We start from the raw sequence: 23934 nt of genomic DNA on the forward strand, positions 1-23934 counted from the left end.
GCCGCTCAGGCCGTGGCTTCCGCCTGCACGCTTTTCGCGGATGAATGTGTGGATGACTGCGCGTCCGCTTGCGCGTTCACTTGCGCGTTCACTTGCGCGTTCACTTGCGCGGCAGCTTCACGCTTCACACGCTCGATATCGCGAAACTGCGCCGCCGGATGATCCTGCGGCAGACGCGCATCCGCGCCGAACAGCTTCTCGCGCAGCGTGCCGCTCGCATAGGCGCGCGGATACACGCCGCGCCGCTGTAATTCCGGCACGAGATGCTCGACCACGTCCTCGAAGGTTTCGTGCGCGATGGCATACGCGAGATTGAAGCCGTCGACATCGGTGGCCTCGACCCATTGCTGGAGAATGTCCGCGACCGTGGACGGCGAGCCCACGAACACCGGGCCGAGTCCGCCTACGCCGCCCCAGCGCGCGAGTTCCTCGATGGTCCACGCCTTGTCGCCGCCCGCCAGATGTTCGACGGCGGAGACGATCGCATTGGTTTCCACGCGCTTCACGGTATCGGTCGGCAGATACTGGCCGAAGTCGATGCCGGTCCAGCCCGACATGAACACGAGCGACCCGTCGTACGAGACGTGCCGCTGATACTCCTCGAACTTCGCCTGAGCCTTGGCGTCGGTTTCGTCGACGATCACGGTCACGAGGTTGTAGATCAGCAACTGGCGCGGATCGCGGCCCGCGAGCGCGGCCTGGCGGCGCACGTCGGCCACATAGTCGCGCAGCAGCGTCTGGGTGGGCGCGGCTACGAATACGCATTCGGCGTGTTCGGCGGCGAAGCGCTTGCCGGGACCGGATGCGCCCGCCTGGAACAGCACCGGCGTGCGTTGCGGCGACGGCTCGCACAGGTGATAACCTGGGACTTCGAAATATTTCCCTTTGTGGCCGATTTCATGCACGCGCTCGGGATGCGTGAACACGCGGTTCTCGCGATCGCGCACCACGGCGCCGTCTTCCCAACTGCCTTCGAAAAGCTTGTAGAGCACTTCGAGATATTCGGCGGCCACCGCATAACGGTCGTTGTGATCGCGCAGGCCCAACTGGCCCACGTTCTTCGCGCCGCTTTCGAGGTACGAGGTCACCACGTTCCAGGCGAGCCGCCCCTTGGTGTGATGATCGGCCGTGGACAGACGCCGTGCGAACGTATACGGATGCTCGAAACTTGTCGACGCCGTGATGCCGATGCCCAGATGCTCGGTGACCATCGCAATCGGCGCGGCGAGCTGCAGCGGATCGTTCACGGGAATCTGCGCGGCCTGATGCAGCGCGTGATAATTGCCGTCCTGATAGACGTCGTAATAGCCGATCACATCGGCGATAAAGATCGCATCGAAAATGCCGCGCTCAAGAATCTTCGCGAGATCGGTCCAGTATTCGAGGTCCTTGTATTGCCACGAACGGTCGCGCGGATGCGTCCACAGCCCCGGCGACTGGTGGCCCACGCAGTTCATTTCGAAGGCGTTCAGGCGGATGTTTTTACTCATGACGTTCACTTGCTCCCACGGCCCGGACCGTTGCCGATCTGCCAGACGAAGGGCGGCTCGGTGCCGTTGATGGCCCAGTCGCCGACGATGCGCGCCTTGTAGACGAGCGGATTATGCGAGGACACCGTGCGCGCATTGCGCCAGTGCCGGTCGAGTGCGAGGCGCGTGCTGGTGGCCGAGGCGCCGAGCGCGTCGAACAGATGCGTGGCCGCGCGCAGTGCGAAGTCCGACGCCGTGAGCTGGCTTTGCGCCGACGCGATTTCGGCTTCGACGTTGGCGGCGCGTTCGACCGCTTCGTCGCCGCCGAAGCGCGCCTCGTAGGCCCGTTGCGCGGGTTCGGCCGCCAGTAGCGCGACCGCGCGCGCGGCATAGGCCCACGACGCGATTTCGCCGACCACCTGCTGGATCTGCGCGTCCTCGCTCACGTGCGGCGCGTTGCCGTGGCTGTAGACGCGCGTGCGCGTGCGCACGAGTTCGGCGGCGTCGCGCTGCACGGCCTCGGCGATGCCCGCGAGCGTGGCGACGTGAAAGAGCTGATAGAACGCGGTCTGATACTTGAAGCGGCGCGCGAAGTCGATCACGTTGCGCGGTTCGACCACGGCATCGTTGAAGCGCGTGGTGCCGCTGCCGGTGGTGGTCTGGCCGAAGCCGTCCCAGTCGTCCTCGCGCACCACGCCCGGCTGATGCGTGCTCACGGCGGCGATCACGTCGCTGCCGTCGGCTTCGCGCTGCGCGTAGACGTCGATCCAGTCGGCGTAGATCGTGCCGGTGCTGTAGTACTTCGCGCCGTTCACGACGAAGCGGCCGTCGCGCTGCGAGACCTGGGTCTGCACCTGGCCCACGGCCACGTTGCCCACTTCGGACCACGCGCTGCCCACGATCTGGCCGCTCGCGAAGCGGTCGAACCACGCGCGCTGATCTGCGTCGGGCGGCACGTTGAGCCAGTCTTCGACGAAGGCGAAATGCGCGCGCAGCGCTTGCGGCAGATTCGAATCGGCGGCGGCCAGTTCGATCAGCAACTGAAACAATTGCGGAATGGACGCGCCCGCACCGCCGTCGCGCACGGGCAGACGCACCGCGCCGAAACCGGCGTCCTTCAAGGCGGCGATGGCCTCGTTCGGCAGGATGCGTTCGCGGTCGCGTTCGGCCGCGCCGCGCGCGATCTCCGCGAAGATCGGGCGAAAACGCGCGGCGAGCGTTTCGTAGTCCGTGCCGGTCGAGAGCGCGACGGCGTGAAGGTCGGGAATGGGAGCGGATCGCGATATTGTCATGGTGTTCCTCCGGGTTTCTCCATCGGGACTCGGCCTCGGATGGCGTGAAGGGCCAGTATAGAAATGCGCATCGCGACGCTCCAATAACGGATTCTCGAATCGATATCGGCGGCGCGTATTTGTGCGCGATGCATCGCGTTATCACGGATAAAACGCCGTAAAAACAGCGCTCGCGGGGTTTTGCCGCGTTCAGCCGCCTTATCGATGGCGCGCGGATCAATATGAGCATCGCTTCGTTGGGCGCAACGAAGCGTCTCGCTACGATGACGCCATCCTGTGCCTGCGAGACCGAGACGCCCGCATGTCCGCTCCGAATTCTTCCGCCCCGATTTTCTCCGCCCGCGCGATCGACAAGCGCTTTGGCGCGACCGTCGCGCTTTCGCATCTCGACTTTTCGATTGGCGCGGGCGAGGTGGTCGCGCTGATGGGCGCGAACGGCGCGGGCAAATCGACCTTCGTGAAGATCGTGAGCGGCGTGCAGGGCGCCGACGCGGGCGCGATGCAGCTCGACGGCCGGCGTTACGCGCCGGCTTCGCCGCTGGCCGCGCGCCAGTTGGGCGTGGCGACCGTGCATCAATCGATCGCCGATGCCGTGGTGCCCGCTTCGTCGATCGCCGATAACCTGCTGCTCGACGAACTCTGCGGCGGCGCGCAAAGCTGGTGGACGCCGCGCGCGACGCGGCGCGAACGTGCCCGTGAACTGGCCGCGCGCGTGGGGCTCGATGCCGATCTCGATGCGCCGCTCGGCACGCTCGCGCTGGCCGCGCAACAACGCGTCGTGCTGGCGCGTGCTCTGGCCACGCGGCCGCGTCTCTTGATCCTCGACGAGCCCACGGCCAGCCTGTCCGCCGCCGAGGCCGCGCGCCTGCACGCGCTCGTCGACACCTTGCGCGACGAGGGCGTGGCCGTATTGCTGGTCTCGCATCGGCTCGCGGATCTGCGCCGTCTCGCGACGCGCGTGGCGGTGCTGCGCGACGGCCGCGTCGTATCGCAGCAAAGCGCGCCGGTCGACTTCGACGCCGCGCTCGAAACGATGATCGGCCGTCCCTTGCCGCCGCCGCGTATTGATTCGTATGACGAACTAAATAACGGAGAGGCGATTCTGCAGTTGCGCCAACTGCGTCTCACCGACCGTACCGCTGCATTCGATCTCGACGTGCGCGACGGTGAAATCGTCGCCGTGGTGGGGCCGGTGGGCGCAGGCAAGTCGCGACTCGCGCAGACGATCTTCGGTGCGACGCGTGCGTTCGCGGGCGAGATGCGGCTCGACGGCGCGGTGTGGCGTCCGCGCACACCCGGCGACGCGATCCGCGCGGGTGTGTTTCTCGCGGGCGAGGACCGTTGGCGCACCTCGCTGTTTCCCGATGCCGTGCCCTTCGCCTCGATTGCGGGGACGATCGGCTTTCCGTTTCTGTCGCGCTGGAGCCGGGGCGCGTTTGTCGCGCGCGAGCGCGAGCGCGCCGCCGCGCGTGCGGCCATCGACGCGTTCGGCATTCGCTGCGCGGGCCCGGACGATCGTCTGCCGCGACTGTCCGGCGGCAATCAGCAGAAAGTGCTGCTCGCGCGCTGGCACGCCGAACCCGCGCGCGTGCTGCTGCTCGACGAACCGTTTCAGGGCGTGGACGCGGGCGCGCGCGCCGATATCGCGGCGACGCTGCGGCGCGAAGCGCCGGGCCGCGCGACGCTCGTGTTGGTGAGCGATCTCGAGGAAGCGCACGAAGTCGCCGACCGCATCGTGTATTTCGATCGGGGCGCGTTAGATCGCGGCGTGTTAGACCTTGGCGCGTTAGAGACCGCCGATTCGCTCGAAGCCCGCCATCCTGCCGAAGCCATCGAATCGTAATCGACACACTAAGCAACTCAAAAGCGACCATGAAAAGCGCCGCCACTCCGCTCGTCACCGATGTCACCGAGCAACCGCTGCCGCATACCGCGTCCGGTACGTCACAGACATCACAAACGCGCCGCCTGCTCGTACTGCTCGAACGCAGCGGCCTGCTGCTCGTGCTCGCCGCCATGCTCGTGCTGTTCACCGCGCGCGAGCCTGCGTTTCTGAACGTCGCGAATCTCTTCAGCATCTTGCAGGCGGTCTCGATCGTCGCGCTGCTCGGCATCGGCGTGACGATTACGCTGGCGGCGGGCGGCTTCGATCTGTCCGTCGGCAGCGTGGCGGCGTCGGCGCAAATGGCGGCCAGTTACGTGCTGGTGGTCTGGCACGGCAACGCGTGGGAAGCGGCGGCGGCCTGCCTCGCGCTGGGTGTGGCGGCGGGGCTGTTCAACGGCGTGCTCATCACGCGGCTGCACGTGCCCGATCAGCTCGCGACGCTCGGCACGCTGTTTCTGCTCGCGGGCCTGCAACTGATCCCCACGGGCGGACGCTCGCTCGCCACCGGCACGATCCTGCCCGACGGCAGCGAAGCGAGCGGCACCTTCCCCGATGCCTTTCTCGCGCTGGGCCGCGCGCGTTTCTTCTTCGACGTGGTGCCCGCGCCGGTGCTCGTGCTCGCGGTGCTCACGGTGTTCGTCTCGGTCGTGATGGCGGCCACGCGCTGGGGCCGCGTGATCTACGCGATCGGCGGCAACGAAACGGCGGCGCGGCTCGCGGGTGCGCCCGCCGCGCGCTATCGCGTGGCGGCCTATGTGGCCTCGGGCGCGCTGGCGTCGCTCGGCGGTCTGCTGATCGCGGCACGCGTGGGGCGCGGCGACGTGAGCGCGGGCCATTCGCTGCTGCTCGACGCCGTGGCGGCCTCGCTGGTCGGCTACGCGGTGTGGGGCGCGAAGCGGCCCAACGTGCCGGGCACGGTGATCGGCGCGGTGTTCGTCGGCGTGCTGCTCAACGGCTTGACGATGCTGAACGCGCCGTACTACTTGCAGGATTGCATCAAGGGCGCGCTGCTGGTGGTGGCGCTGGCGTTCACCTTCAGCATCGGCCGCAGGAACGACGCCCGCGCGTGAAGCGTGGGGTCAGGTAGAGAGAATGCGTTCGAAGAAAAAGTGGGTCCGATAAACATAGGAAACCTGAATAACAAGAGGAGCAATATGAACAAGTCGATGTCCCGTACCAGCCGCCGTGCGATCGGCGCAATCAGTGCAATCGCCTTGAGCGCGGCGGCGCTGTTCGGCGCCGTCTCCGCGCAGGCCGCGCCGCTCAAGGGCGCGCCCGCGCCGTTCGACAAGGGCGGCGTGAAGATCGCGCTCGTCAACTATCTCTCGGAAGGCGACTTCTTCCAGGCCTACGAGGCGGGCGCGCAGAAGCAGGCGAAGGCGCTCGGCATCGACCTGCGCATCTACGAAGGACGCCAGGACGCCGCGCAGCAGCGCGATCAGATCCAGCAGGCGATCAATCTGGGCGTGGCCGCGATCATCGTCAATCACGGGCTGCCCGAGTCGCTGAAGGACGTCGTGCAGCAGGCGCTCGACAAGGGCATCAAGGTCGTGGCCTTCGACGTCGATCTCGCCAATCCGAAGATCCCACAGATCGAACAGAGCGATCATGACCTCGCCACGCTGCTGCTCGGCCAGGCCGTGAAGGACAACGGCAACGCGTTCTCGGCGGGGTATGTCTACGTGGCGGGCTTCGCGCCGCTCGATCGCCGCGACGCCGTGTGGCAGGCGTTCAAGCAGGCGCATCCGGGCGTGCGCGAGCAGGCGCGCTGGGGCACGGTCGACAATCCGATCGCGCAGTCGGTGGCGAATCAGGCGGCGGCCGCGTATCGCGCGCATCCCGACATCCGCGTGGTGATCGCGCCCTACGACGAGTTCGCGCGCGGCGCGAGCCTCGCCGCCGACGAGGCCAACGTCGCGAGCAAGCTGCGCATTTACAGCGCCGATATTTCCACCGCCGATATCGAGGCGATCCGCGCGCCGGGCAGCGCCTGGGTGGCGACGGCGGCGACCAATCCCGCCGTGGTGGGCGCGGTCTCGGTGCGCGCGGCGGCGCTCGATGTGGCGGGGCAGCCGCTCGCGCATCACATCGTCGTGAAGCCGACTCTGGTCACGCGCGACGATCTCGTGAAAAACGACATCCACACGATCGCCGAGCTGGGCGCGAAATTCCCGGCGTTCCGCGTCAGCGACGCGGCGACGGCGGCGTGGATTCCGGTGGACTGATCGGCCGTTTCCCCGCACCCGCCCCGCGCGGATATTCCTTTCGCTGCTTACGATCTGAGCGATTGTTGGTTCGTTCTGGCGTCCGCGCTTCTTATGCTTGGCGAATTCGGGAGGCACACTGCGTGCCTCCCCATGCAGCCAGACAAACAGGGGAAAGCCGATGCGGGACCACACGATCAACCAATTCACGAACACGCACGACGACGCACGCGGGAACACGCCGCTCTGGCGCCGATTGACCGCCGCGTTGCGCGCCGCTGCCGCGCTTGCGCCGCTGGCGTTGCTCGCCGTGTCGCCCTCGCACGCGCAGGCCGCGAGCGCCGCGCCCGCCGAACTCAAGCTCGATTACGCCTATTACTCGCCCGAAAGCCTCGTCATCAAGCGCAACGGCTGGCTCGAACAGGCCTTCGCGCCCGATCACACGCAGGTGCGCTGGGTGCTGAGCCTCGGCAGCAATCGCGCGCTGGAATACCTCAATAGCGGCGCGATCGACATCGGGTCGACCGCCGGTCTCGCGGCGGTGCTCGGCAAGGCCAACGGCAATCCGATCAAGACCGTCTATATCTTTTCGCGCCCCGAATGGACCGCGCTGGTCGTGCGCAAGGATTCGCCGATCAAGACGCTCGCGGACCTCAAGGGCAAGAAGATCGCGGCGACCAAGGGCACCGATCCGTATCTCTTCACGCTGCGCGCGCTGCATACGGCGGGTCTCACGCGCGACGACGTCGAGATCGTCAATCTTCAGCATCCCGACGGACGCACCGCGCTCGTCAACGGCCAGGTCGATGCGTGGGCCGGGCTCGATCCGCACATGGCCGCCGCGCAGATCGACAACGGCGCGCGTCTGCTGTACCGCAACGTCGACTTCAACACGTGGGGCTTTCTGAACGTGCGCGACGATTTCCTCAAGCAGTACCCGGATACCGTGGCGCGCGTGCTCAAGGTCTACGAACGCGCGCGCGTGTGGATCGGCGAGCATCCGAACGAGGCGGCGCAGATCGTTGCAGAGGATTCCAAAGTATCGCTTGCGGTCGCGAAGCTGCAACTGAGCCGCAACGATTTCAGCCAGCCGCAGCCGGGCGCCAAGCAGATCGAGGCGCTCGAAGCTGCCGCGCCGATTCTCGTGCAGGAAAACCTCGTCAAGCCGGGGACGAATCTGAACCAGGTGATCGAGTCGCTGATCGATACGCAGGCATCGGAGTCGGCGCTGGCGTCGGCGCAGCGCCAGTAAGCGCACATAAGCGCACATAAGCGCAGGTTAAGAGGATTCGCGATGGCTATCGACGAGTTGAGCGTGCCCACCCTGACGCGCGCCGCCGCCGCGCCGGGCTCGCCGGGCGCTCACGCGCCGCGCGTGTTGCAGGGCGGGGCGCATGAGGCCGAGCACGCCGATACGCAAACCGCTCAGCAGGAGCACACAGCGGCAGGCGCGCCGCGTCGCTGGCGCATCGCGGGCGCGCTGCTGCCGTTCGCGTTTCTCGCACTGCTCGAAGCGCTCGTGCGCGGCGGCGTGCTGCCCGACAACCTCGTGCCCGCGCCAAGCGAAATCGCCCAGGCGCTCTGGCAACTGGGCGGCGCGCGGCTTTCGCTGCATATCGCCGCGAGCACGGCGCGCGTCGCGCTGGGTTTCGGCTGCGGCGCGGCGCTCGCCATCGCGGTGGGCGCGGCGATGGGCCTGAGCCGACGCCTCGACGCCTTGCTCGACCCGAGTTTTCAGGCACTGCGCGCAATTCCGTCGCTCGCGTGGGTGCCTGTGCTGCTGCTGTGGATGGGGATCGACGAAGCGCCGAAAATCACGCTCGTCGCGATCGGCGCATTCTTTCCCGTGCATCTGAGCGTGGTGTCCGGCATCCGCAACGTGGACCGCAAGCTCGTCGAACTCGGCGCGGTCTACCGGCTGCCGCCGTGGCGTCTGTTCACGCGCATCCTGCTGCCCGCCGCGCTGCCGCAGATTCTCACGGGCCTGCGCACGGGGCTCGCGGTCTCGTGGATGTTCGTGGTCGCCGCCGAACTGATCGCGGCCACGCGCGGCCTCGGCTATCTGCTCAGCGACGGACGCGAAACGGGCCGGCCCGACATCGTGTTCGGCGCGATCCTGCTGCTCGGCCTGTTCGGCAAACTCACGGACAGCGCGATGCGTCTGGTCGAAACCCGCGTGCTCGCATGGCGCGACACGGCACACGACGGAGCGCGCGCATGAACGCCCCTGCCTTGCTCGATCTCGACATCCGCAGCAAACGCTATGGCGCGCGGCCGATTCTCGACGCGCTGCGGCTCACGCTCGCGCCCGGCGAAGTGGTCGCGCTGCTCGGCCCGAGCGGTTGCGGCAAGAGCACGCTGCTGCGCATCGCAGCGGGACTCGACCGCGATTACGCGGGCACGGTCGCGCTCGACGGCGCGCCGCTGCGCGGGCCGTCGCCGCTCGCGGGCGTGATCTTCCAGGAGCCGCGTCTGCTGCCGTGGCTGCGCGTCGCCGACAACGTCTGCTTCCCGGAGCGTGCGCGCGGCGCGTCGGCGGCGCGCGTGGCGGCGCTGCTCGACGAAGTGGGCCTGCACGCCGACGACGGCGCGCGCTGGCCCAAGCATCTTTCGGGCGGCATGGCGCAGCGCGTCGCCATTGCGCGCGGCCTGTTCGCGCAGCCGCGCCTGCTGCTGCTCGACGAACCGTTCAGCGCCGTCGACGCGATGACACGCATGCGTCTGCAAGACCTGCTGCTCACGCTCGTGCAGGCGCATCGCATGGCGGCGCTGGTGGTCACGCACGATATCGACGAGGCGCTGTATCTCGCCGACCGCGTCGTACTGCTGGAACCGGCGAAGGGCGCGGCCACGCGTGCCACGAGCCACGTATTCGACGTGACGCAGCCGCGCGCGCAGCGCCGCGAGCAGGGCACGGATCGCGCGTTGCGCGCGGAGCTGATGGCGCGGCTGGAGGCCTCGGTGGGTGCGCCGCTGGCGGCTTGATGTGGCGTCGGGGAGGGCGGGCGGCGTGTCACGCTTTCAGGCGATCGTAAGGCGCGCACGTTAGCATCGGTGCCTTGGGTGTGCGCTCGCGCGCGAGCCACGCCGCTTCACCGCTGTCAAAACGATGTCCACCCACTTTTCATGCACGATGTGTGGCCGCTGCTGCCACGATCTGCGCATTCCCCTTAGCCTGGCCGAAGCGCGCGTGTGGCTGCGCGACGGCGGCGACGTCCAACTCTTCTGCGAGGCCTTGCCCTGGCCGGTCGAACCCTCCGCCGACGACGCCCACGCCGCGTACAAACGCGCGCGCTCGTTCGCCGCGATGAGCGGCACGTTGCCGGTGCGCATCGTCGCGATGGTGGTGGCCGCGTTCGACGGCCCGTGTCCGAATCTGCTGCCCGATCTGCGCTGTGGCGCCTACGATCACCGGCCGCGCGTGTGCCGCATCTATCCCGCCGAAGTGAATCCCTTCGTGGCGTTCGATCCGTCCGCGAAGGGCTGTCCGCCCGAGGCGTGGGAATCGCGCTATCCGGTATTTGAAATCGCGGGGCGTTACGTCAATGAGACGGTGCAGGCCGATATCGCGCTGCGCCGCGGTTCGGATGTCGCCGATGTGCCGGGCAAGCGCGCGCTCTGCGGCGAACTCGGCGTGCGCATGGCCGCGCTCGCGAATGAAGGTTTCGTGATCGTCAATCCGGGCCGCGACGCGATGGATGCGGCGCTGGTGGCCGCCATCGCGCACGTCGAAACGTCGGGGCAAAACGCGAGGCAAAACACGGCGCAGTATTCGGCGCAGTACACGGATGAAATCGACCCCGGCGCATGGACGGTGATTTCGAACCGGCACGCCACGCGCGCGACGCTCGCTTCAGTGGACGCCGAAGCCGCGCCACCCGATGCATTGATGACATCGCCGATGCCCCAGCACTACCTGGGCTTTCATGCCGCGAGCGAGGCGTGAGTGACGCGCGACTGACGCGTCACAGAAGCGCCACCGAAGCGCCGCAGCAGCGTGCGAGCCGGGCGGCCCGCGTCGCGTTCAGCACGACATCAGCGCAAGCTCAGCACCACACCACGCGATCGTAGTCCACGGTCCGGCGATAGATGTTCTTGCCGCGCCAGCTCGAAAATTCCATGTAGGCACATTCGAGCACCAGGATCCAGTTCGTCACGCCCATTGCCATTCCCCATTGTTGGTTTGAATGCAAGGCCAGTCTAGGAGCGAGCCCCTGCAGACGAAGCGTCGAGCACAACCGGATTGACCGGTCAGTTCGGGCATTCATGCCAGGTGCCGCGCCGCCCTGGCTTCTTACCTGCATGTTGCGCCGCAACTCGGGTACCTGAAAAGGACTGCGCGCCGAGTTGTTGCGGTTTGCACACACGCGTGCGGGTTATGGGGATGGTTGTGCGCGTGCGTGTTCAGCAAACCTAGCTTCGCGCATGCGCGCGTGACGTTCCGTGCGTTGGCGGACGTTACTGCGCAGGGATTTCGCGTCGTCTGCGTGGCACGCGACATGCAGCGGCTGCAACGGTTAGACTGCTGCCATGACGCGCTGGCCCTTTTTTCGACGGTGCCGTCCGCAACGCAGCATCGATCACGTCTTACCTGCTGTAACTTTTGCCGCTTTTTTGTCGCCGATTTTGCCGATCCCATGCTGAAAAATCTCTGGTACGTCGTGGCCGCATCGGCCGATCTGCGCGACGCGCTGTTGCCGGTCACGCTGCTCGGCCATCGCTTCGTCGCGTTTCGCGACACCGAAGGCCGCGCGCGCCTGCTCTCCGATATCTGCGTGCATCGCGGCGCGTCGCTCGCGGCGGGGCAGCGCGTGAACGGCGAGGTGCAATGTCCGTATCACGGCTGGCGTTATGGCGGCGACGGCGTCTGCACGCATATTCCCGCGCAGCCGCAGGCGCGCATTCCGGCGCGCGCGCGCGTCGACGGCTATCCGGTGGTCGAGCGTCACGGCTGGATCTGGGCGTTCCTCGGCGATCTGCCCGAAGCGGAACGGCCGCCGCTGCCGCCGCTCGATTGGGCCGACGACCCCAACGTGCGCGTCGTGCACGGCACCTTCGACTGGGACGCGAACTGGGAGCGCATCGTCGAGAACGGGCTCGATTTCGCGCATGCGCCGTTCGTGCACGGCACCTCGTTCGGTGCGCCGGACCGGCCTGAGATCGATGGTTTCGATGTGAGCGCGCCCGATGCGTGGAGCGGCCACGCGCGGCTCGTGATGCAGCGTCCCGTGCGCCGCGGACTGCTGCGCCGCCGAGCGAGCGGCGAGCACGTGGAAGTCGTCACGCAGACGGGTTATCACCTGAGCGGCCCGTGCGCGACGCTCGAATTGCAACTGGGCAACGGCTGGCGCATCTATATCGTGTCGGCGCATGTGCCGGTGGATGCGCTGCACACGCGCACGTACTGGATGATGGGGCGCACGTTCCTGAAGAGTCCGCTGCTCGACGCGCGGTTTCGCGCGCGCAATCTGCGCATCTTCGAGGAGGATCACGCGGTGTTGCGGCGCGTGCGTCCCGAGTGCGTGCCGGATGGCTGGCAGAGCGAGGTGTCGGTGAAATCGGATGCGTTGCAGATTGCGTTTCGCCAGCGCGTGCGTGCGCTTGAAAAGCAGGGCTGGCTCGCGGCGCCGCCGGGTTCCGCTGAAGCGTCAGGTCATGTCGAGAGCAAACGCGCGATCAACGTGATCGCGTGTCCCGCGCGGCGCGAAGTATCGACGTGGGCGCTCGACGGCGCGCTTACGCCAGTCGCGACGACTGTGCCGAGTGTGCCGATCATGCCGATCATGCCGGTCACGGGCGACAACGCAGCGCCATCGCGCGACTAGAAAAGTCACGCGCGGGCGCCTGAAAAACAGCGCCCGCGCGTGTCGATCACCCATCAAACGTGATCAGTGACGGCCCAGATCGTCGCGCGGCGGCACCACGGGTTCGACGCCTTCCCAGTACGGCTCGCTGCCGTAATAGGCGTGCACGGTGCTGCCCCACTTGGCGTCGGCCATCGCGGGCCAGTGATCCTTGTCGAAGCCCGGCGCGTTGCGCACGCGTTCGGACGACACATTGAGCAGGAAGCACTTGCGGTTGGTATCGAGCGTGAGCGCATTCCACGGAATCGCGAGCAGTTTGTCGCCGATGCCGAGAAAGCCGCCGCTCGACAGCACCGCATAGGCGACGCGTCCGCCTTGCACATCGAGCATGATCTCCTTGATCTTGCCGATTTCCTCGCCATCCGAACTCAGCACGCGATCGCTGTCGAGCGTGCTGGCGGCCATGATGTCGGGGCCGGGACCGGCGGCTGTTTCGCTGCCTTTGCCGACGATGCGCGCGCCCTCGCTGCCTTGGCTCGTGGGCATGTTGCTGGGGGTGAAGGTGGGCATGATCGCCTCCTCTGAAGTGCGTTGAGTTCGGCCGGCGCGTGTGCAATGGTGCTTGATGCGTCCGGCCGTCGTGCCTTCACTTGAGCAATGCCCGTGCCGCGGATATCGCGCTTTGCGGCCTGTTCGAACCCGTCAGTTCAACTGACCGACGGCTCGCCTTCGCCCGGCTGCTTGCCGGGACGGTCGGCGGGCGACTGCTTGCGGTTGCGGTCGTCGCGTTCGGGCATCCTGCTGTGCACGTTGTCGCTGTGCTGTGCGGGCTCGGGATGGCGCAGGTCCTTGGGTTGCGGATTGTGCGGGTCTTTCGCGGTCATGGCGTCGCTCCTGTCGAAGTGGACGTGCCCGATACCGCAAAGTCCGCGCCCGCCGGGAACGCGGTTTTACGACGCCTGCCCCGGTTTCTGCCCGGCCACGGTGTAGCGGTGCGCGTCCTGAAAGAACGCGCGCTCGGCGGCCTGGTTCATCACGAGGATGCTGATGCGGCGGTTCAGCGGACTATCCGCGCTGCCCTGTTCGAGCGGCAGCACGTCGGCGAGCCCGCGCACCTGGAGCAGACGGTCCTCGCTCAGATGACCGGCCACCAGCGCGCGCCGCGCCGCGTTCGCGCGCTCGCTCGACAGCTCCCAGTTCGAGTAGCCCGCGAGGCCGCCCGAATACGGGACCGAATCGGTGTGGCCCGCGATCGACACGCCGCTCGCCACGTCGTTGAGCGCGCTGCCGATCTCGACGAGGATCGCGTACGCATAGTCTTCGAGTTTCGCGCTGCCCGTGGCGAACATCGGCCGTTTCAGCGAATCGACGAGTTCGATGCGCAGCCCTTCGTCGGTGATCGTCACGCGGATCTGGTCCTTGAACGCGCTCAGCGCGGGCTTCTGCTCGATCAGCGACGTGAGCTTCGCCTTCAGTTGCTGCAGACGCGCCTTGTCGGCGGCGTCGGCGGGCGCGACGGCGACCGGTATCGCCCGCGCCTGCGACGGCTGTGCGTTCGCGCCGCCCACGGCGGGCAGCTTGTTCGACAGATCGTGGCCGCCGCCGTTGATAACGCTCGGGCTCGGGTTCGCCGAATTCGGCTTGCCGCCCAGCATGCTCGACAGCGGCGTGTTGAAGTATTTCTCGATGCCGTCGCGGTCGTACTGCGAAGTGGAGCCGAGCAGCCACATGAGCAGGAAGAACGCCATCATCGCGGTCACGAAGTCGGCATACGCGATCTTCCACGCGCCGCCGTGATGCGCGTCGTGGCCGCCGCCTTTCTTCACGCGGCGTATGACCGGCGCGGGCTTGCTGTTCTGGCTTTCTTGCGCGGCGCGCTGTCTTTGCGACATGTCGTTCTCTCCCCGGATGTTGCGGTGTGTCAGCGTGGCGCGTGCGCCGTGCTTATGTGGCGCTTACCTGGCGCTTAAGCGGCCTTCGGCGTCTTGGTGGCGCGCACGGTTTCGTCGAGTTCCTGGAAGCTCGGACGGTCGGCGGTAAACAGTACCTTGCGGCCGAATTCCACGGCCACGGGAGGCGCATAACCCGCGAGCGAGGCGAGCAGCACGGCCTTCACGCACTGATACGGTTTGGTGGCGGCGCGGCCCTTGGCGTTGAGCAGATCGGCGATCGGACCGACGAAACCATAGGCCAGCAGAATGCCGAGGAAGGTGCCCACGAGCGCGCCCGCGATCATCTCGCCGAGCACGGCGGGCGGCTGGCCGACCGAGCCCATCGTATGCACCACGCCCATCACGGCGGCCACGATGCCGAACGCGGGCAGGCCGTCGGCCATCTTCTGGATCGCGTTGGGCGCGACCGAAACTTCGGCGTGATGCGTGTCGAGCTCCTCGTCCATGAGGTCCTGCATTTCCATCGGATTGACGTTGCCGCCCGACATCATGCGCAGATAGTCGACGATGAAGTCGAGCAGATGATGATCGGCGAGCACGCGCGCGTACTTCTGGAAAATCGGGCTGTTGTCGGGCGCTTCGATATCGACTTCGAGCGCCATCATCCCTTCCTTGCGGGCCTTTTGCAGCAGTTCGTAGAGCAGGGCGATCAGCTCCAGATACTGCGCCTTGGTATAGCCGCCGCCCTTGAAGCACGTGGGCAGCGCCTTGATGGTCTTGCCGAGCGTGGACTTCGGGTTGCTCACCACGAACGCACCGAGCGCCGCGCCGAAAATACACAGGAGTTCGAACGGTTGCACGAGCGCGGGCAGATGGCCGCCCACGCCGACGAAGCTCCCGATCACCGATCCGAGGACCACGATCCAGCCGATTGCGACAAACATGATTTTCCCTTGCTTACCAGAGTGTTGAAACGGATCCGACGCCGATGTGACGCCTGCGTGACGTCTACGCCGCGTTTTGCGCGAGCGCGTTGGGACGGTCCACGTTCAGCAGCGCGTCGATGTCCCGCGCGGCCATTGCCTTGCCGAAGTAATAGCCTTGTGCGTACTCGCAGCCCTTCAGACGCAGCATGCGCGCGAGTTCCTGGGTTTCGACGCCCTCGGCCACGGTGGCCATGCCGAGATTCGAGGCCAGCGCGACGATGGCGTCGACGATCTTCGCGCTTTCGCTGCACGACGACATCGAGAGCACGAACGAGCGGTCGATCTTGATCTTGTCGAACTTCAGTTCGCGCAGATGCTGCAAGCTCGAATAGCCGGTGCCGAAGTCGTCGAGCGACATGCTCAGACCCGCGCGGCGGAACTGCGCGAGCACGGCGCGCGCGATATCGAAATCGCCCATCAGCGCCGATTCGGTGATCTCGATTTCGAGCCGCTCGGGCGGAAAGCCTTCGTCGGCGAGAATCGGCATCAGCAGCGACACGAGCTGTTCGTCCTTGAACTGCGCGGGCGAGATATTGAGCGCGAGGTGATAGCGCGCGGGCCAGCGCAGCGCGTCGCGGCACGCGCGGCGCAGGATCGCCGCCGTGAACACCGGCGCGATGCCCATCTGTTCGATCAGGGGTACGAATAAATCGGGCGGCACCCAACCGCGTTCGGCGTGATGCCAGCGCGCGAGAATCTCGAAACCGGCGGTCTGGCCGTCGTCGAGCCGCACGAGCGGCTGATAGTACGGGCGGATCTCGCCGCCCGCGAGCGCGCGGCGCACCTCGGATTCGAGCGTGGCCTGCTCGCGCAGTTCGTCGTCCATTTTCTGTTCGAAGAAGCGGTAGGTGCCTTTGCCTTCGCATTTGGCGCGATACATGGCGATATCGGCGGCGCGCAGCAGGTCGTCGGCATCCTGGCCGTCGCGCGGGCAGCAGGCGATGCCGATGCTCGCGTCCACGTTCAGGCGCACGCCGCCCACGTCGATCGGCGCGCGCACGGCGGCCAGCAAACGCTGTGCGAGTTCGCGCGCGACATCGGCCTGTTCGTCGTGCGGCGCGAGCGCGAGCACCGCGAATTCGTCGCCGCCCAGACGCGCGACGGTGTCGCGTTCGCGCACGGTGCGGCGCAGGCGCGCGGCGATTTCGCAGAGCACGGTGTCGCCCGCCGCGTGACCGTAGAGGTCGTTCACGGGCTTGAAGCGGTCGAGGTCGATCACGATCACCAGATAGCCGCTGCCGCGCCGGCGCGCCTGCTCGAACGCGGCGCCCATCTCGGCCGCGAGCAGGCGGCGGTTGGGCAGGCCAGTGAGCGGATCGTGACGCGCGAGCGCCTGGGCGTGCGCCTCGGCGGCGCGCGTGGCTTCGTGCGCGTCCTTCAGCTCGCGCGACTTCGCGCAGAGCGCGTCGAAGGCCTTCGCCATCGCGCCGATTTCATCGCTGCGTTCGAGCTCGGGCAGCGTCTCCAGGTCCTCGCCGCGCGCGAGGCGCACGAGCGAATCGGTGATCGCGAGCAGCGGCTGCAGCATGGTGCGCTCGACATGACGGAACAGCGCCACGCCGAGCAGGAGCGTGAGGCAGGCAATGGCGAGCGCCGCTTCGAGCGTGCGCTTGACGAGCCGGCGCGCGTGGCGGGCCGCGTCGTGCACGCCTGCGACGCCCTGATCGTCGTGCAGGCCGGGCGCGCTTTCGGCGCTGACCGTACGCAGGCCGTCGGCGTTGTGCTCGCCTTGACGCGCGGCGAGCACGAGCCGCGCGGGCATGGCGTGCACCGCGTCCACGGTGTCGAGCGCGTGCTCGGGCAGGTCCTGTTCGGCGTGTTCGAGCGCATCGTTGACAGCGACCAACTGGCTCGTGAGCAACAGCGTTTGCGCGGCAAACAGCGCGATGAAGATGCCGATGTGCAGCTTCGTGCGCGTGCGGACCGAGCGGCGCAACGCAGCGGTCGCGCTGCGCAGCGACCAGGCGTCGCGCGCTTGCGGCGCTCGGGAGACGGGCTTCATCGTGTGGTCCATAGACGTCGTCTCGATGAGCCTCAGGCGTGCCGGGTGCGCTGACGCGCGAGCAAACGGCGCGTGGCGAAATTGGTGGCGGCGTCGCTGCCGCGGCCACGGCGAGCGGCGGCCGCACGGCGTGCGTGCGGCGCGGCGCTCACGCGGGCAGCGGGCGTGCGGCGGCCCGCGAGACGCGCGGCGCTGGCCCACGAAGAGGGTGAAGTCAATTTTGCAGCTTGGGCGAGTGATCTCATGATTGTTGCGCGAACATGAAGCTTGGCCATTTTTACGGCGGCGTCGCCGCTTGCTGAAGTCGTCCTGCGAGTTTTTTTTCGGGGGCGCGATCATTGTGTGTCGCATCGGGTTCGTGTTAATTAATCAGGCATCCGTAATAATGGAAGTAAATTGCCGAATACCCATGCGCGCCGCCATTCGGATGAAATCGTGCGCCGCGCTCGATGCGGAGATACCCGTATCGCGCCGCTTGTTTTTGCGTGGACGATCGCGCACGCACGTGCGTTTTTATTCAGCGTTCGCCGGGAAAACGTTTGACCGGAGCTGGGGTCAGGTTTGCCGCCCGCCTGCCGTTAACGTAGCCGAGACCCGTGTTCGAGCCCCGGCCACGGCGTCACGCGCGACGCGTCCGCCATTGCGAGATCCCGACCCATGATTACTGCTCCGCTTCCGCTCGACGAGGACATCCGCCTGCGTGCCTTGCATCGGCTCGATATTCTCGACTCCGAACCGGAGGAGGCGTTCGACCGCATCGCGCGCCTGGCCGCGCGCGCGTTCCGCGTGCCGATCGTGCTGGTTTCGCTGGTCGACGAAGACCGTCAGTGGTTCAAGTCGCATCACGGCATCGCGGCCTGCGAAACGCCGCGCAGCATGTCGTTCTGCGCGCACGCGGTGCTCAGCAAGCGCCTGCTCGTGGTCGAGGACGCACTCGACGACGAGCGGTTTCTCGACAATCCGCTCGTGGTGGGCGCGCCGCATATCCGCTTCTATGCGGGCGCGCCGCTGCGTCTCGCGGATGGCGAGGTGGTCGGCACGCTCTGTCTGATCGACACCGTGCCGCGCACCTTCGAAGCCGACGACGTGCAGACGCTCATCGACTACGCGCAACTCGTCGAGCGCGAACTCGACGTGCGCCGCAGGCTGATCCGTTCGCGCACGGCGCACGAACGCGACCGCCGCTCGCTCGCGATCAGCGAGGCGCGCTTCACGACCGTGTTTCGCGAAACGCCGATCGGCAATGCGCTGGTCGCGCTCGACGGGCGTTTTCTCGACGTCAACCCGACCTTCTCCGAGATCATCGGCTACGACGAGGCGACGCTGCGCAAGCTCACCTTCGCCGAAGTCACGCATCCCGCCGATGTGGCCGCCGACCTCGCGCTGGTGTCGGAACTGCTCGCGGGCAAGCAGTCGACCTACACGATCGAAAAGCGTTACATGCGGCCCGATGGCAAGGCGATCTGGGTGAATCTCGCGGTCACGCTGCTGCGCGACGCGGCGGGCGTGCCCGCGCATTTCATCGCGGCCGTGCAGGACATCGACAGCCGCAAGCGCAGCGAGGAAGCGCTGCGCAACTATCACGCGGAACTCGAAGAACGCGTGCGCGAGCGCACCGGCGAACTGCGCCGCAGCCGCGACGCGCTTCAGACCATTACCGACAATCTGCCCGTGATGATCGCGGTGGTGGATCGCGATCTGCGTTACCGCTTCTATAACGACACGTTCAAGCGCGTGCTCGGTCCGCGCGCGCCCGGCGAGGTGGGCGCGAACGTGGCCGAAACGCTGCGCCCCGAGGTGTTCGCGCAACTGCAGCCGCATTTCACGCGTGCGCTCGCGGGCGAGCGCGTGACCTGCGACGAGGTGCAGTATCGCGAGGACGAGGACCGCGTCTGGTGCACAACTTATATTCCGGCGAAGCGCGACGGCCGCGTGACAGGTTTTTACGTGATGGCGCACGACGTGACCGAGCAGCGGCGCACGGAGCAGCGTCTGCGCGAGAGCGCGTTGGTGGACGCGCTCACGGGGCTCGCGAACCGGCGCGCGCTCGAAGAGGAACTGGCGGCGGCGCGGCTCGGCGCGTGCCGTTTCGCGCTGTTCTTCGTCGATCTCGACGGCCTGAAAGGCATCAACGACCGCTTCGGCCACGATGCGGGCGACGCGCTGTTGCGCGAGGCCGCGCGGCGGCTGGCCGCGACCGTGCGTGCGGGCGACTTCGTGAGCCGTCTCGGCGGCGACGAATTCGTCGTGGTGAGCCGTGGCGTCGCCGACGCGCAGGCCGCCGGACGCATCGCCCAGTCGATCTGCCACGCGCTCGCGCGGCCCTTCGTGACGGGCGGCATGCGGGTGGAAGCCAGCGCGAGCGTGGGCGTGGCGATCCGCGAGCCGGCGGGCGCAGGGAGCGCGTTGGGCGCGTTGGGGGCATTAGGCGACGATCTGCTCGCGGTCGCTGATAGCGCGATGTACGAGGCCAAACGTGCCGGGCGCAATACCTGGCGGCTCGGTGGCGCCTGGGTGCAGCGTGCGGACGCTGCGGACGGAACGCTCGCGGCGCTTCCGGTCGTTTCGGCCTAGCCGGGTCGTACTTCTTCGGTTTTTTCTCTCGCACCTTTCTTTCGCGCGGCGCGGCCACGTTCCGCCCCGCGCTTTCTTCGCCCGCTCGGGCACGGAACCTGCTCAACGACGAACCGTGGTGGCGCGCCTGCGCGCGTCCACGCATGAACGCCCCCGCGACGCGATAATTGGGGCGCGCCAGATGTGCCTGGCGTTGCCGCGCCGGTATCATGCTGGCGAACCCGTTCATCGCCGTGATGGGGCGCTGTCGTATGCTGCGGTTTTGCTGCGGTTTTGCTGCCGCTTTGCTGCCGCTTTGCTGCCGCTTTGCTGCCGCTTTGCTGCCGCTTTGCTGCCGCTTTGCTGCCGCTTTGCTGCCGCATTACCGCCGTTTGGCTTGATTTGCTTACCAGGACAGGACCCGACCGTGACCGCTATCCGATCCGCCGCCGAATCTTCGTTCGTCGATGTCCTCGGCGCCCTGCGTCTCGCGACCGCCGCGCGCCACGAGGCCGTCGAGGGCGCGATGCCGCTCGCCGGCGGCGCGCCTTCGCTCGCGCATTACCGGCTGCACCTTCAGGTGCTGCGCGACTGGCTCGCGCCGCTCGAAGCGTGGCTTGAGCGTTTCGCCGATGGTCCGCAGGACGCTGCGAGCCTGCCGCAACTCGCGCGGCTGCCGCTGATCGAGCGCGACCTCGCGCATCCGGCGTTGCGCGCGCATGCGCGGGAAGCCGCCGAACTCGCCGATGCATTTGCGGATTCACGCAGCGGGCAGCGCGCCGAAGCCCCTGCGCCGTCCGCCGCGCTCGCCGCCGACGTCGCGTGGCGCTGGGGCGCGTGCTACGTGATCGAAGGCTCGCAACTGGGCGGTGCGGTGCTGCTGCGCAAGCATGCGCTGGCTTTCGCGCCGCATCCGCTCGATTATCTGAGCGGCGACGGCAACGCGCCCGGCCCGCGCTGGCACGCCTTCATCGCGGCGATGCGGCGCGACGTCCATACACCCGCCGACGTCGACCGCGCCTGCGCGGGCGCGCGCGCCGCGTTCGACCGGCTGATCGCGCTGCTGCCGCAAGCGTCGCAGACCGAAGCCGCGACGGCGATGCCCGAGGCGCGCGTGGCCGCGGCCTGAGCGGCACGCGGCGTGGGCGCTTCATCGCGTCATCGCCTCATCGCCGAGCCCGAGCCCGAGCCCTTGCCCCTGTTCCCGCCGATTTCCGAATCGATCCCCGAGCCGATGTCCGAGCCTCTATTCGATCCCGAGTCCATCGAGTCCGCCGAGTCCGAGTCCGCGGCGGCGCTCGATGTCGCCGATATCTTCGAGGCGCTGCCCGATGCGTGGCTGATCCTCGACGCCGACGCGAACGTCGTCGCGGCCAATCGCGCCTATCTGACGCTGGTCTCGTGCGAGCGCGAGGTGATCGTCGGGCAGTCGGTTTACGCGATCAATCAGGCGGGCTCGGCGACGCAGCGCGAGGCGCGCCGCCAGTGGCTCGAAAGCCTGCTTGCGCAAGGCGCGCCCGGCGAGAGCCGCCTCGCGCCGCCGCTGCGCTACGACCTCGCGCTCGACGGCGTCGGGCCGCTCGTGCCGCGCTACTGGCAGGTGCGCGCGACGCTCATGCGCACCGCGCGCGGCGAGCCGCTCTACGGGCTTTGCGTGCACGACATCACCGAACGCATGGAAGAAGAAGCGCGCGAGCAGCGCGAGCGCGCCAAGCTGCGCTCGCAGGCGCGGCTGCGCCAGGTGCTGGTGGACGAAGCCAACGAGCAGCTGCGCATGCAGCAGGAACAGTTGCAGCACGCGCTGGCGTTCGCGAGCGTGGGCGCGTGGGAATTGCAGACGCGCACGGGCGTGTTCACCTGCAACGAGCAGTTCAAGACGCTGCTGGGTCTGCCGGGCGCGGCGACCATCACCGAGCGTCGTCTCTTCGAGGAACTGATCGACGAGGCCTATCGCGAGCGCGTGCGCAGCGCGTTCGACGCCGCGCGTCACACCGATATGCCCGTGGAAGTCGATTTCCGCGTGACCTGGCCGAACCGGCAGCGGCGCTGGATTCTGCTGCGCGCGACGCGTCCGCGCGGGATCGAAACCATCGAAGGTATTGAAGGCATCGAAGCCATTGAAGGCATCGAGCAGCCGGGCGCGGCGGTGTCGATCATCGGGCTCGCGCTCGATATTTCGATGCGCAAGGAGTCGGAGCTTGAACACCAGGCCGCCGCCGTGACCGAGCGCGCCGCGCGCGAGCGCAGCGAGGAGGCCACGCGCGCGATGGATCATTTCGTCGCCGCCGTGAGCCACGAACTGCGCTCGCCGCTCGGCGCGATCCAGTCGTGGGCCACGCTGCTGCAACGCTCGGCCGACCTCGCGCACATGGCGCGCGCGGGCACGGTCATCGAGCGCAACGCGCGTCAGCTCGCGCTGATGGTCGACGACCTGCTCGACAGCGGCGCGATCGCCACGGGCAAGCTGTCGATCGAACCCGCGCCCGTCGATCTCGGCGCGCTCGCGGGCAATATCGCCGAGGACATGCGCATGCGCATCGAGGAAAAGGGCGTGCGCCTCGTCGCCGACGATCTCGAATCCTGCATCGTGATGGCCGACGAAAAACGGCTGCGCCAGGTGATCTGGAATCTCGTGTCGAACGCGCTCAAGTTCACGGAAGCGGGCGAGATCGCGGTGAGCGTCGGCGTGCGCGGCGAGCAGGCCGAACTGCGCGTGCGCGATACCGGACGCGGCATCGGCGCGGATGTGCTCGAACGCATTTTCGAACGCTTCTATCAGGCGGGCGGCAGCGGCCGCGCGTCGGGACTCGGGCTCGGCTTGTGGCTCGCGCGCAGCATCGTGCGTTTGCATGGCGGCACGATCCACGCGCAAAGCGAGGGCGCAGGGCGGGGCGCGACGTTTGTGGTGGTGGTGCCGCGGTATCGGTGAGGGCGCGCAATGGGTACGACGCGCGGCGGTACAATCGCCGCTCCGATTCCTTGAGCGCCGCCGACATGACCGACTCCACTCCCACGCCGCTCGACGCGCTCATCGCGCAGGTGCTCGCGTTTCGCGAGGCGCGCGACTGGCGGCAGTTTCATACGCTGCGCAATCTGATCGTGTCGACGAGTATCGAAGCGGGCGAACTGCTCGAAACGATTCAATGGAAAGACGATGCGCAGATCGCGGCGATGCTCGACGATCCCGCCGCGCGCGCCCATCTCGAACAGGAATGCGCGGACGTGTTCATCTATTTGCTGCTGACCGCGCACACGGCCGGTTTCGATCTCGTGAAAGCCGCAGCGGACAAGGTGCGCGTGAACGAAACGCGCTATCCGGTCGAGAAGGCGAAGGGCAATGCGAAGAAGCACTCCGATCTGTGAAGATCATCGCGTGTAAGGCGGCGGCTCGTTGAGCACGGCCCAGAACACGCCGAGATCGTTGATCGCTTCCATGAAGTCGTCGAATTCGACGGGCTTCACCACATACGCATTCACGCCGAGATCGTAGCTGCGCAGCAGATCTTTTTCCTCGCGCGACGACGTGAGCATGACCACCGGAATGCGCCGCAGATGCGCATTTTCGCGCACGACTTTCAGCACTTCGTGGCCGTCGAGCTTGGGCAGTTTCTTGTCGAGCAGAATGACCGCGGGGTTTTCGTCGGGGCGATCGGCCCACTGACCTTCGCGGCGCAGATAGTCGAGCGCTTCAACGCCGTCGCGCAGCGCCACCACCGGGTTCGCGAGGCGCGCCTTTTCGAGCGCGATCAGGGTGAGCTCGATATCGTTCGGATTGTCTTCCACGAGCAGGATGGGTCTCAGCACGACGGTGTCCTCTTTCTCCCGCGCCTCAAGGCGCGTTGGTATG

The 23934-nt window shown here is 67.3% G+C and carries 22 protein-coding genes; 13 read left to right on the forward strand and 9 right to left on the reverse strand.

Annotated features, from left to right (window positions below):
* Window positions 1-5: 5 nt before the first annotated feature.
* Both U4Y88_RS01095 and U4Y88_RS01100 read right to left on the reverse strand, forming a co-directional pair.
* Complete coding sequence (locus U4Y88_RS01095) at window positions 6-1490, reverse strand: LLM class flavin-dependent oxidoreductase (protein WP_321781635.1); 1485 nt, start codon at window positions 1488-1490, stop codon at window positions 6-8.
* A 5-nt stretch (window positions 1491-1495) separates the two neighbouring features.
* Window positions 1496-2761 (reverse strand): acyl-CoA dehydrogenase family protein, encoded by a 1266-nt coding sequence (locus tag U4Y88_RS01100; protein WP_321781637.1) that lies wholly within the window; start codon window positions 2759-2761, stop codon window positions 1496-1498.
* A gap of 301 nt (window positions 2762-3062) precedes the next feature.
* On the opposite strand from U4Y88_RS01100, the gene U4Y88_RS01105 reads away from it, so the two are divergent.
* The 8 genes from U4Y88_RS01105 to U4Y88_RS01140 all read left to right on the forward strand — a co-directional run bounded on the left by U4Y88_RS01105 (window position 3063) and on the right by U4Y88_RS01140 (window position 12675).
* Window positions 3063-4604, forward strand: a complete 1542-nt coding sequence (locus U4Y88_RS01105; protein WP_321781639.1) for a sugar ABC transporter ATP-binding protein — start codon at window positions 3063-3065, stop codon at window positions 4602-4604.
* A gap of 173 nt (window positions 4605-4777) precedes the next feature.
* A complete protein-coding gene (locus tag U4Y88_RS01110; RefSeq protein ID WP_224011896.1) occupies window positions 4778-5716 on the forward strand; it encodes an ABC transporter permease in 939 nt (312 codons plus the stop codon).
* Window positions 5717-5812: 96 nt separating this feature from the next.
* On the forward strand, window positions 5813-6871 hold the full coding sequence (locus tag U4Y88_RS01115; protein WP_415774376.1) for a substrate-binding domain-containing protein: 1059 nt from the start codon (window positions 5813-5815) through the stop codon (window positions 6869-6871).
* A gap of 160 nt (window positions 6872-7031) precedes the next feature.
* Window positions 7032-8102 (forward strand): aliphatic sulfonate ABC transporter substrate-binding protein, encoded by a 1071-nt coding sequence (locus U4Y88_RS01120; protein ID WP_321781643.1) that lies wholly within the window; start codon window positions 7032-7034, stop codon window positions 8100-8102.
* 42 nt (window positions 8103-8144) lie between these two features.
* Entirely contained in the window at window positions 8145-9071 is a 927-nt protein-coding gene (locus tag U4Y88_RS01125; RefSeq protein WP_321781645.1) for an ABC transporter permease, read from the forward strand.
* Window positions 9068-9835, forward strand: coding sequence for an ABC transporter ATP-binding protein (locus U4Y88_RS01130; protein WP_321781647.1), 768 nt, complete (start codon window positions 9068-9070; stop codon window positions 9833-9835). Before U4Y88_RS01125 ends, U4Y88_RS01130 begins: the two co-directional genes overlap by 4 nt.
* 124 nt (window positions 9836-9959) lie before the next feature.
* A complete protein-coding gene (locus U4Y88_RS01135) occupies window positions 9960-10796 on the forward strand; it encodes a YkgJ family cysteine cluster protein (RefSeq protein WP_321781649.1) in 837 nt (278 codons plus the stop codon).
* 691 nt (window positions 10797-11487) lie between these two features.
* Window positions 11488-12675, forward strand: a complete 1188-nt coding sequence (locus U4Y88_RS01140) for an aromatic ring-hydroxylating dioxygenase subunit alpha (RefSeq protein WP_321781651.1) — start codon at window positions 11488-11490, stop codon at window positions 12673-12675.
* A 63-nt stretch (window positions 12676-12738) separates the two neighbouring features.
* On the opposite strand, the gene U4Y88_RS01145 is transcribed toward U4Y88_RS01140, so the two are convergent.
* The 6 genes from U4Y88_RS01145 to U4Y88_RS01170 form a co-directional block, all read right to left on the reverse strand.
* Window positions 12739-13224 carry a PRC-barrel domain-containing protein gene (locus U4Y88_RS01145; protein WP_224011876.1) on the reverse strand — a complete coding sequence of 162 codons (486 nt, stop codon included), beginning with the start codon at window positions 13222-13224 and terminating at the stop codon, window positions 12739-12741.
* 137 nt (window positions 13225-13361) lie between these two features.
* Window positions 13362-13538: a hypothetical protein gene (locus U4Y88_RS01150; RefSeq protein WP_224011877.1), complete on the reverse strand. Its 177-nt coding sequence runs from the start codon at window positions 13536-13538 to the stop codon at window positions 13362-13364.
* A 66-nt stretch (window positions 13539-13604) separates the two neighbouring features.
* Window positions 13605-14546, reverse strand: coding sequence for a flagellar motor protein MotB (motB, locus tag U4Y88_RS01155; protein ID WP_224011878.1), 942 nt, complete (start codon window positions 14544-14546; stop codon window positions 13605-13607).
* Between the two features lie 74 nt (window positions 14547-14620).
* Complete coding sequence (gene motA, locus U4Y88_RS01160) at window positions 14621-15490, reverse strand: flagellar motor stator protein MotA (RefSeq protein WP_224011879.1); 870 nt, start codon at window positions 15488-15490, stop codon at window positions 14621-14623.
* A 64-nt stretch (window positions 15491-15554) separates the two neighbouring features.
* The gene (locus tag U4Y88_RS01165; protein WP_321781654.1) at window positions 15555-17534 is read right to left on the reverse strand and encodes a putative bifunctional diguanylate cyclase/phosphodiesterase; all 1980 of its coding nucleotides are present in this window, start codon (window positions 17532-17534) and stop codon (window positions 15555-15557) included.
* Window positions 17535-17566: 32 nt separating this feature from the next.
* Window positions 17567-17752 (reverse strand): hypothetical protein, encoded by a 186-nt coding sequence (locus tag U4Y88_RS01170; RefSeq protein ID WP_224011881.1) that lies wholly within the window; start codon window positions 17750-17752, stop codon window positions 17567-17569.
* 439 nt (window positions 17753-18191) lie between these two features.
* On the opposite strand from U4Y88_RS01170, the gene U4Y88_RS01175 reads away from it, so the two are divergent.
* From U4Y88_RS01175 to U4Y88_RS01195, 5 genes are all read left to right on the forward strand, one after another.
* Window positions 18192-20108, forward strand: a complete 1917-nt coding sequence (locus tag U4Y88_RS01175; RefSeq protein ID WP_321781656.1) for a PAS domain S-box protein — start codon at window positions 18192-18194, stop codon at window positions 20106-20108.
* 209 nt (window positions 20109-20317) lie between these two features.
* Window positions 20318-20488, forward strand: coding sequence for a hypothetical protein (locus tag U4Y88_RS01180; RefSeq protein ID WP_321781657.1), 171 nt, complete (start codon window positions 20318-20320; stop codon window positions 20486-20488).
* A gap of 26 nt (window positions 20489-20514) precedes the next feature.
* Window positions 20515-21216, forward strand: coding sequence for a biliverdin-producing heme oxygenase (locus tag U4Y88_RS01185; protein WP_321781659.1), 702 nt, complete (start codon window positions 20515-20517; stop codon window positions 21214-21216).
* A 105-nt stretch (window positions 21217-21321) separates the two neighbouring features.
* On the forward strand, window positions 21322-23016 hold the full coding sequence (locus U4Y88_RS01190; RefSeq protein ID WP_321781661.1) for an ATP-binding protein: 1695 nt from the start codon (window positions 21322-21324) through the stop codon (window positions 23014-23016).
* Window positions 23017-23081: 65 nt separating this feature from the next.
* Window positions 23082-23450: a nucleotide pyrophosphohydrolase gene (locus U4Y88_RS01195; protein WP_224011885.1), complete on the forward strand. Its 369-nt coding sequence runs from the start codon at window positions 23082-23084 to the stop codon at window positions 23448-23450.
* A 3-nt stretch (window positions 23451-23453) separates the two neighbouring features.
* On the opposite strand, the gene U4Y88_RS01200 is transcribed toward U4Y88_RS01195, so the two are convergent.
* On the reverse strand, window positions 23454-23891 hold the full coding sequence (locus tag U4Y88_RS01200; RefSeq protein WP_321781663.1) for a response regulator: 438 nt from the start codon (window positions 23889-23891) through the stop codon (window positions 23454-23456).
* Window positions 23892-23934: the final 43 nt, after the last annotated feature.

Origin of the sequence: Paraburkholderia sp. J94 (assembly GCF_905220285.1) — a bacterium.
Lineage (GTDB): Bacteria > Pseudomonadota > Gammaproteobacteria > Burkholderiales > Burkholderiaceae > Paraburkholderia > Paraburkholderia tropica_A.

Coding starts and splice junctions, on each gene's coding strand:
- U4Y88_RS01105 (WP_321781639.1), top strand. CDS start 3,063: ATGTCCGCTCCGAATTCTTCCGCCCCGATTTTCTCCGCCCGCGCGATC.
- U4Y88_RS01135 (WP_321781649.1), top strand. CDS start 9,960: ATGTCCACCCACTTTTCATGCACGATGTGTGGCCGCTGCTGCCACGAT.
- U4Y88_RS01110 (WP_224011896.1), top strand. CDS start 4,778: ATGCTCGTGCTGTTCACCGCGCGCGAGCCTGCGTTTCTGAACGTCGCG.
- U4Y88_RS01145 (WP_224011876.1), bottom strand. CDS start 13,224: ATGCCCACCTTCACCCCCAGCAACATGCCCACGAGCCAAGGCAGCGAG.
- U4Y88_RS01120 (WP_321781643.1), top strand. CDS start 7,032: ATGCGGGACCACACGATCAACCAATTCACGAACACGCACGACGACGCA.
- U4Y88_RS01165 (WP_321781654.1), bottom strand. CDS start 17,534: ATGAAGCCCGTCTCCCGAGCGCCGCAAGCGCGCGACGCCTGGTCGCTG.
- U4Y88_RS01130 (WP_321781647.1), top strand. CDS start 9,068: ATGAACGCCCCTGCCTTGCTCGATCTCGACATCCGCAGCAAACGCTAT.
- U4Y88_RS01140 (WP_321781651.1), top strand. CDS start 11,488: ATGCTGAAAAATCTCTGGTACGTCGTGGCCGCATCGGCCGATCTGCGC.
- U4Y88_RS01095 (WP_321781635.1), bottom strand. CDS start 1,490: ATGAGTAAAAACATCCGCCTGAACGCCTTCGAAATGAACTGCGTGGGC.
- U4Y88_RS01175 (WP_321781656.1), top strand. CDS start 18,192: ATGATTACTGCTCCGCTTCCGCTCGACGAGGACATCCGCCTGCGTGCC.
- U4Y88_RS01115 (WP_415774376.1), top strand. CDS start 5,813: ATGTCCCGTACCAGCCGCCGTGCGATCGGCGCAATCAGTGCAATCGCC.
- U4Y88_RS01125 (WP_321781645.1), top strand. CDS start 8,145: ATGGCTATCGACGAGTTGAGCGTGCCCACCCTGACGCGCGCCGCCGCC.
- U4Y88_RS01100 (WP_321781637.1), bottom strand. CDS start 2,761: ATGACAATATCGCGATCCGCTCCCATTCCCGACCTTCACGCCGTCGCG.
- U4Y88_RS01195 (WP_224011885.1), top strand. CDS start 23,082: ATGACCGACTCCACTCCCACGCCGCTCGACGCGCTCATCGCGCAGGTG.
- U4Y88_RS01150 (WP_224011877.1), bottom strand. CDS start 13,538: ATGACCGCGAAAGACCCGCACAATCCGCAACCCAAGGACCTGCGCCAT.
- motB (WP_224011878.1), bottom strand. CDS start 14,546: ATGTCGCAAAGACAGCGCGCCGCGCAAGAAAGCCAGAACAGCAAGCCC.
- U4Y88_RS01180 (WP_321781657.1), top strand. CDS start 20,318: ATGCTGGCGAACCCGTTCATCGCCGTGATGGGGCGCTGTCGTATGCTG.
- U4Y88_RS01190 (WP_321781661.1), top strand. CDS start 21,322: ATGTCCGAGCCTCTATTCGATCCCGAGTCCATCGAGTCCGCCGAGTCC.
- motA (WP_224011879.1), bottom strand. CDS start 15,490: ATGTTTGTCGCAATCGGCTGGATCGTGGTCCTCGGATCGGTGATCGGG.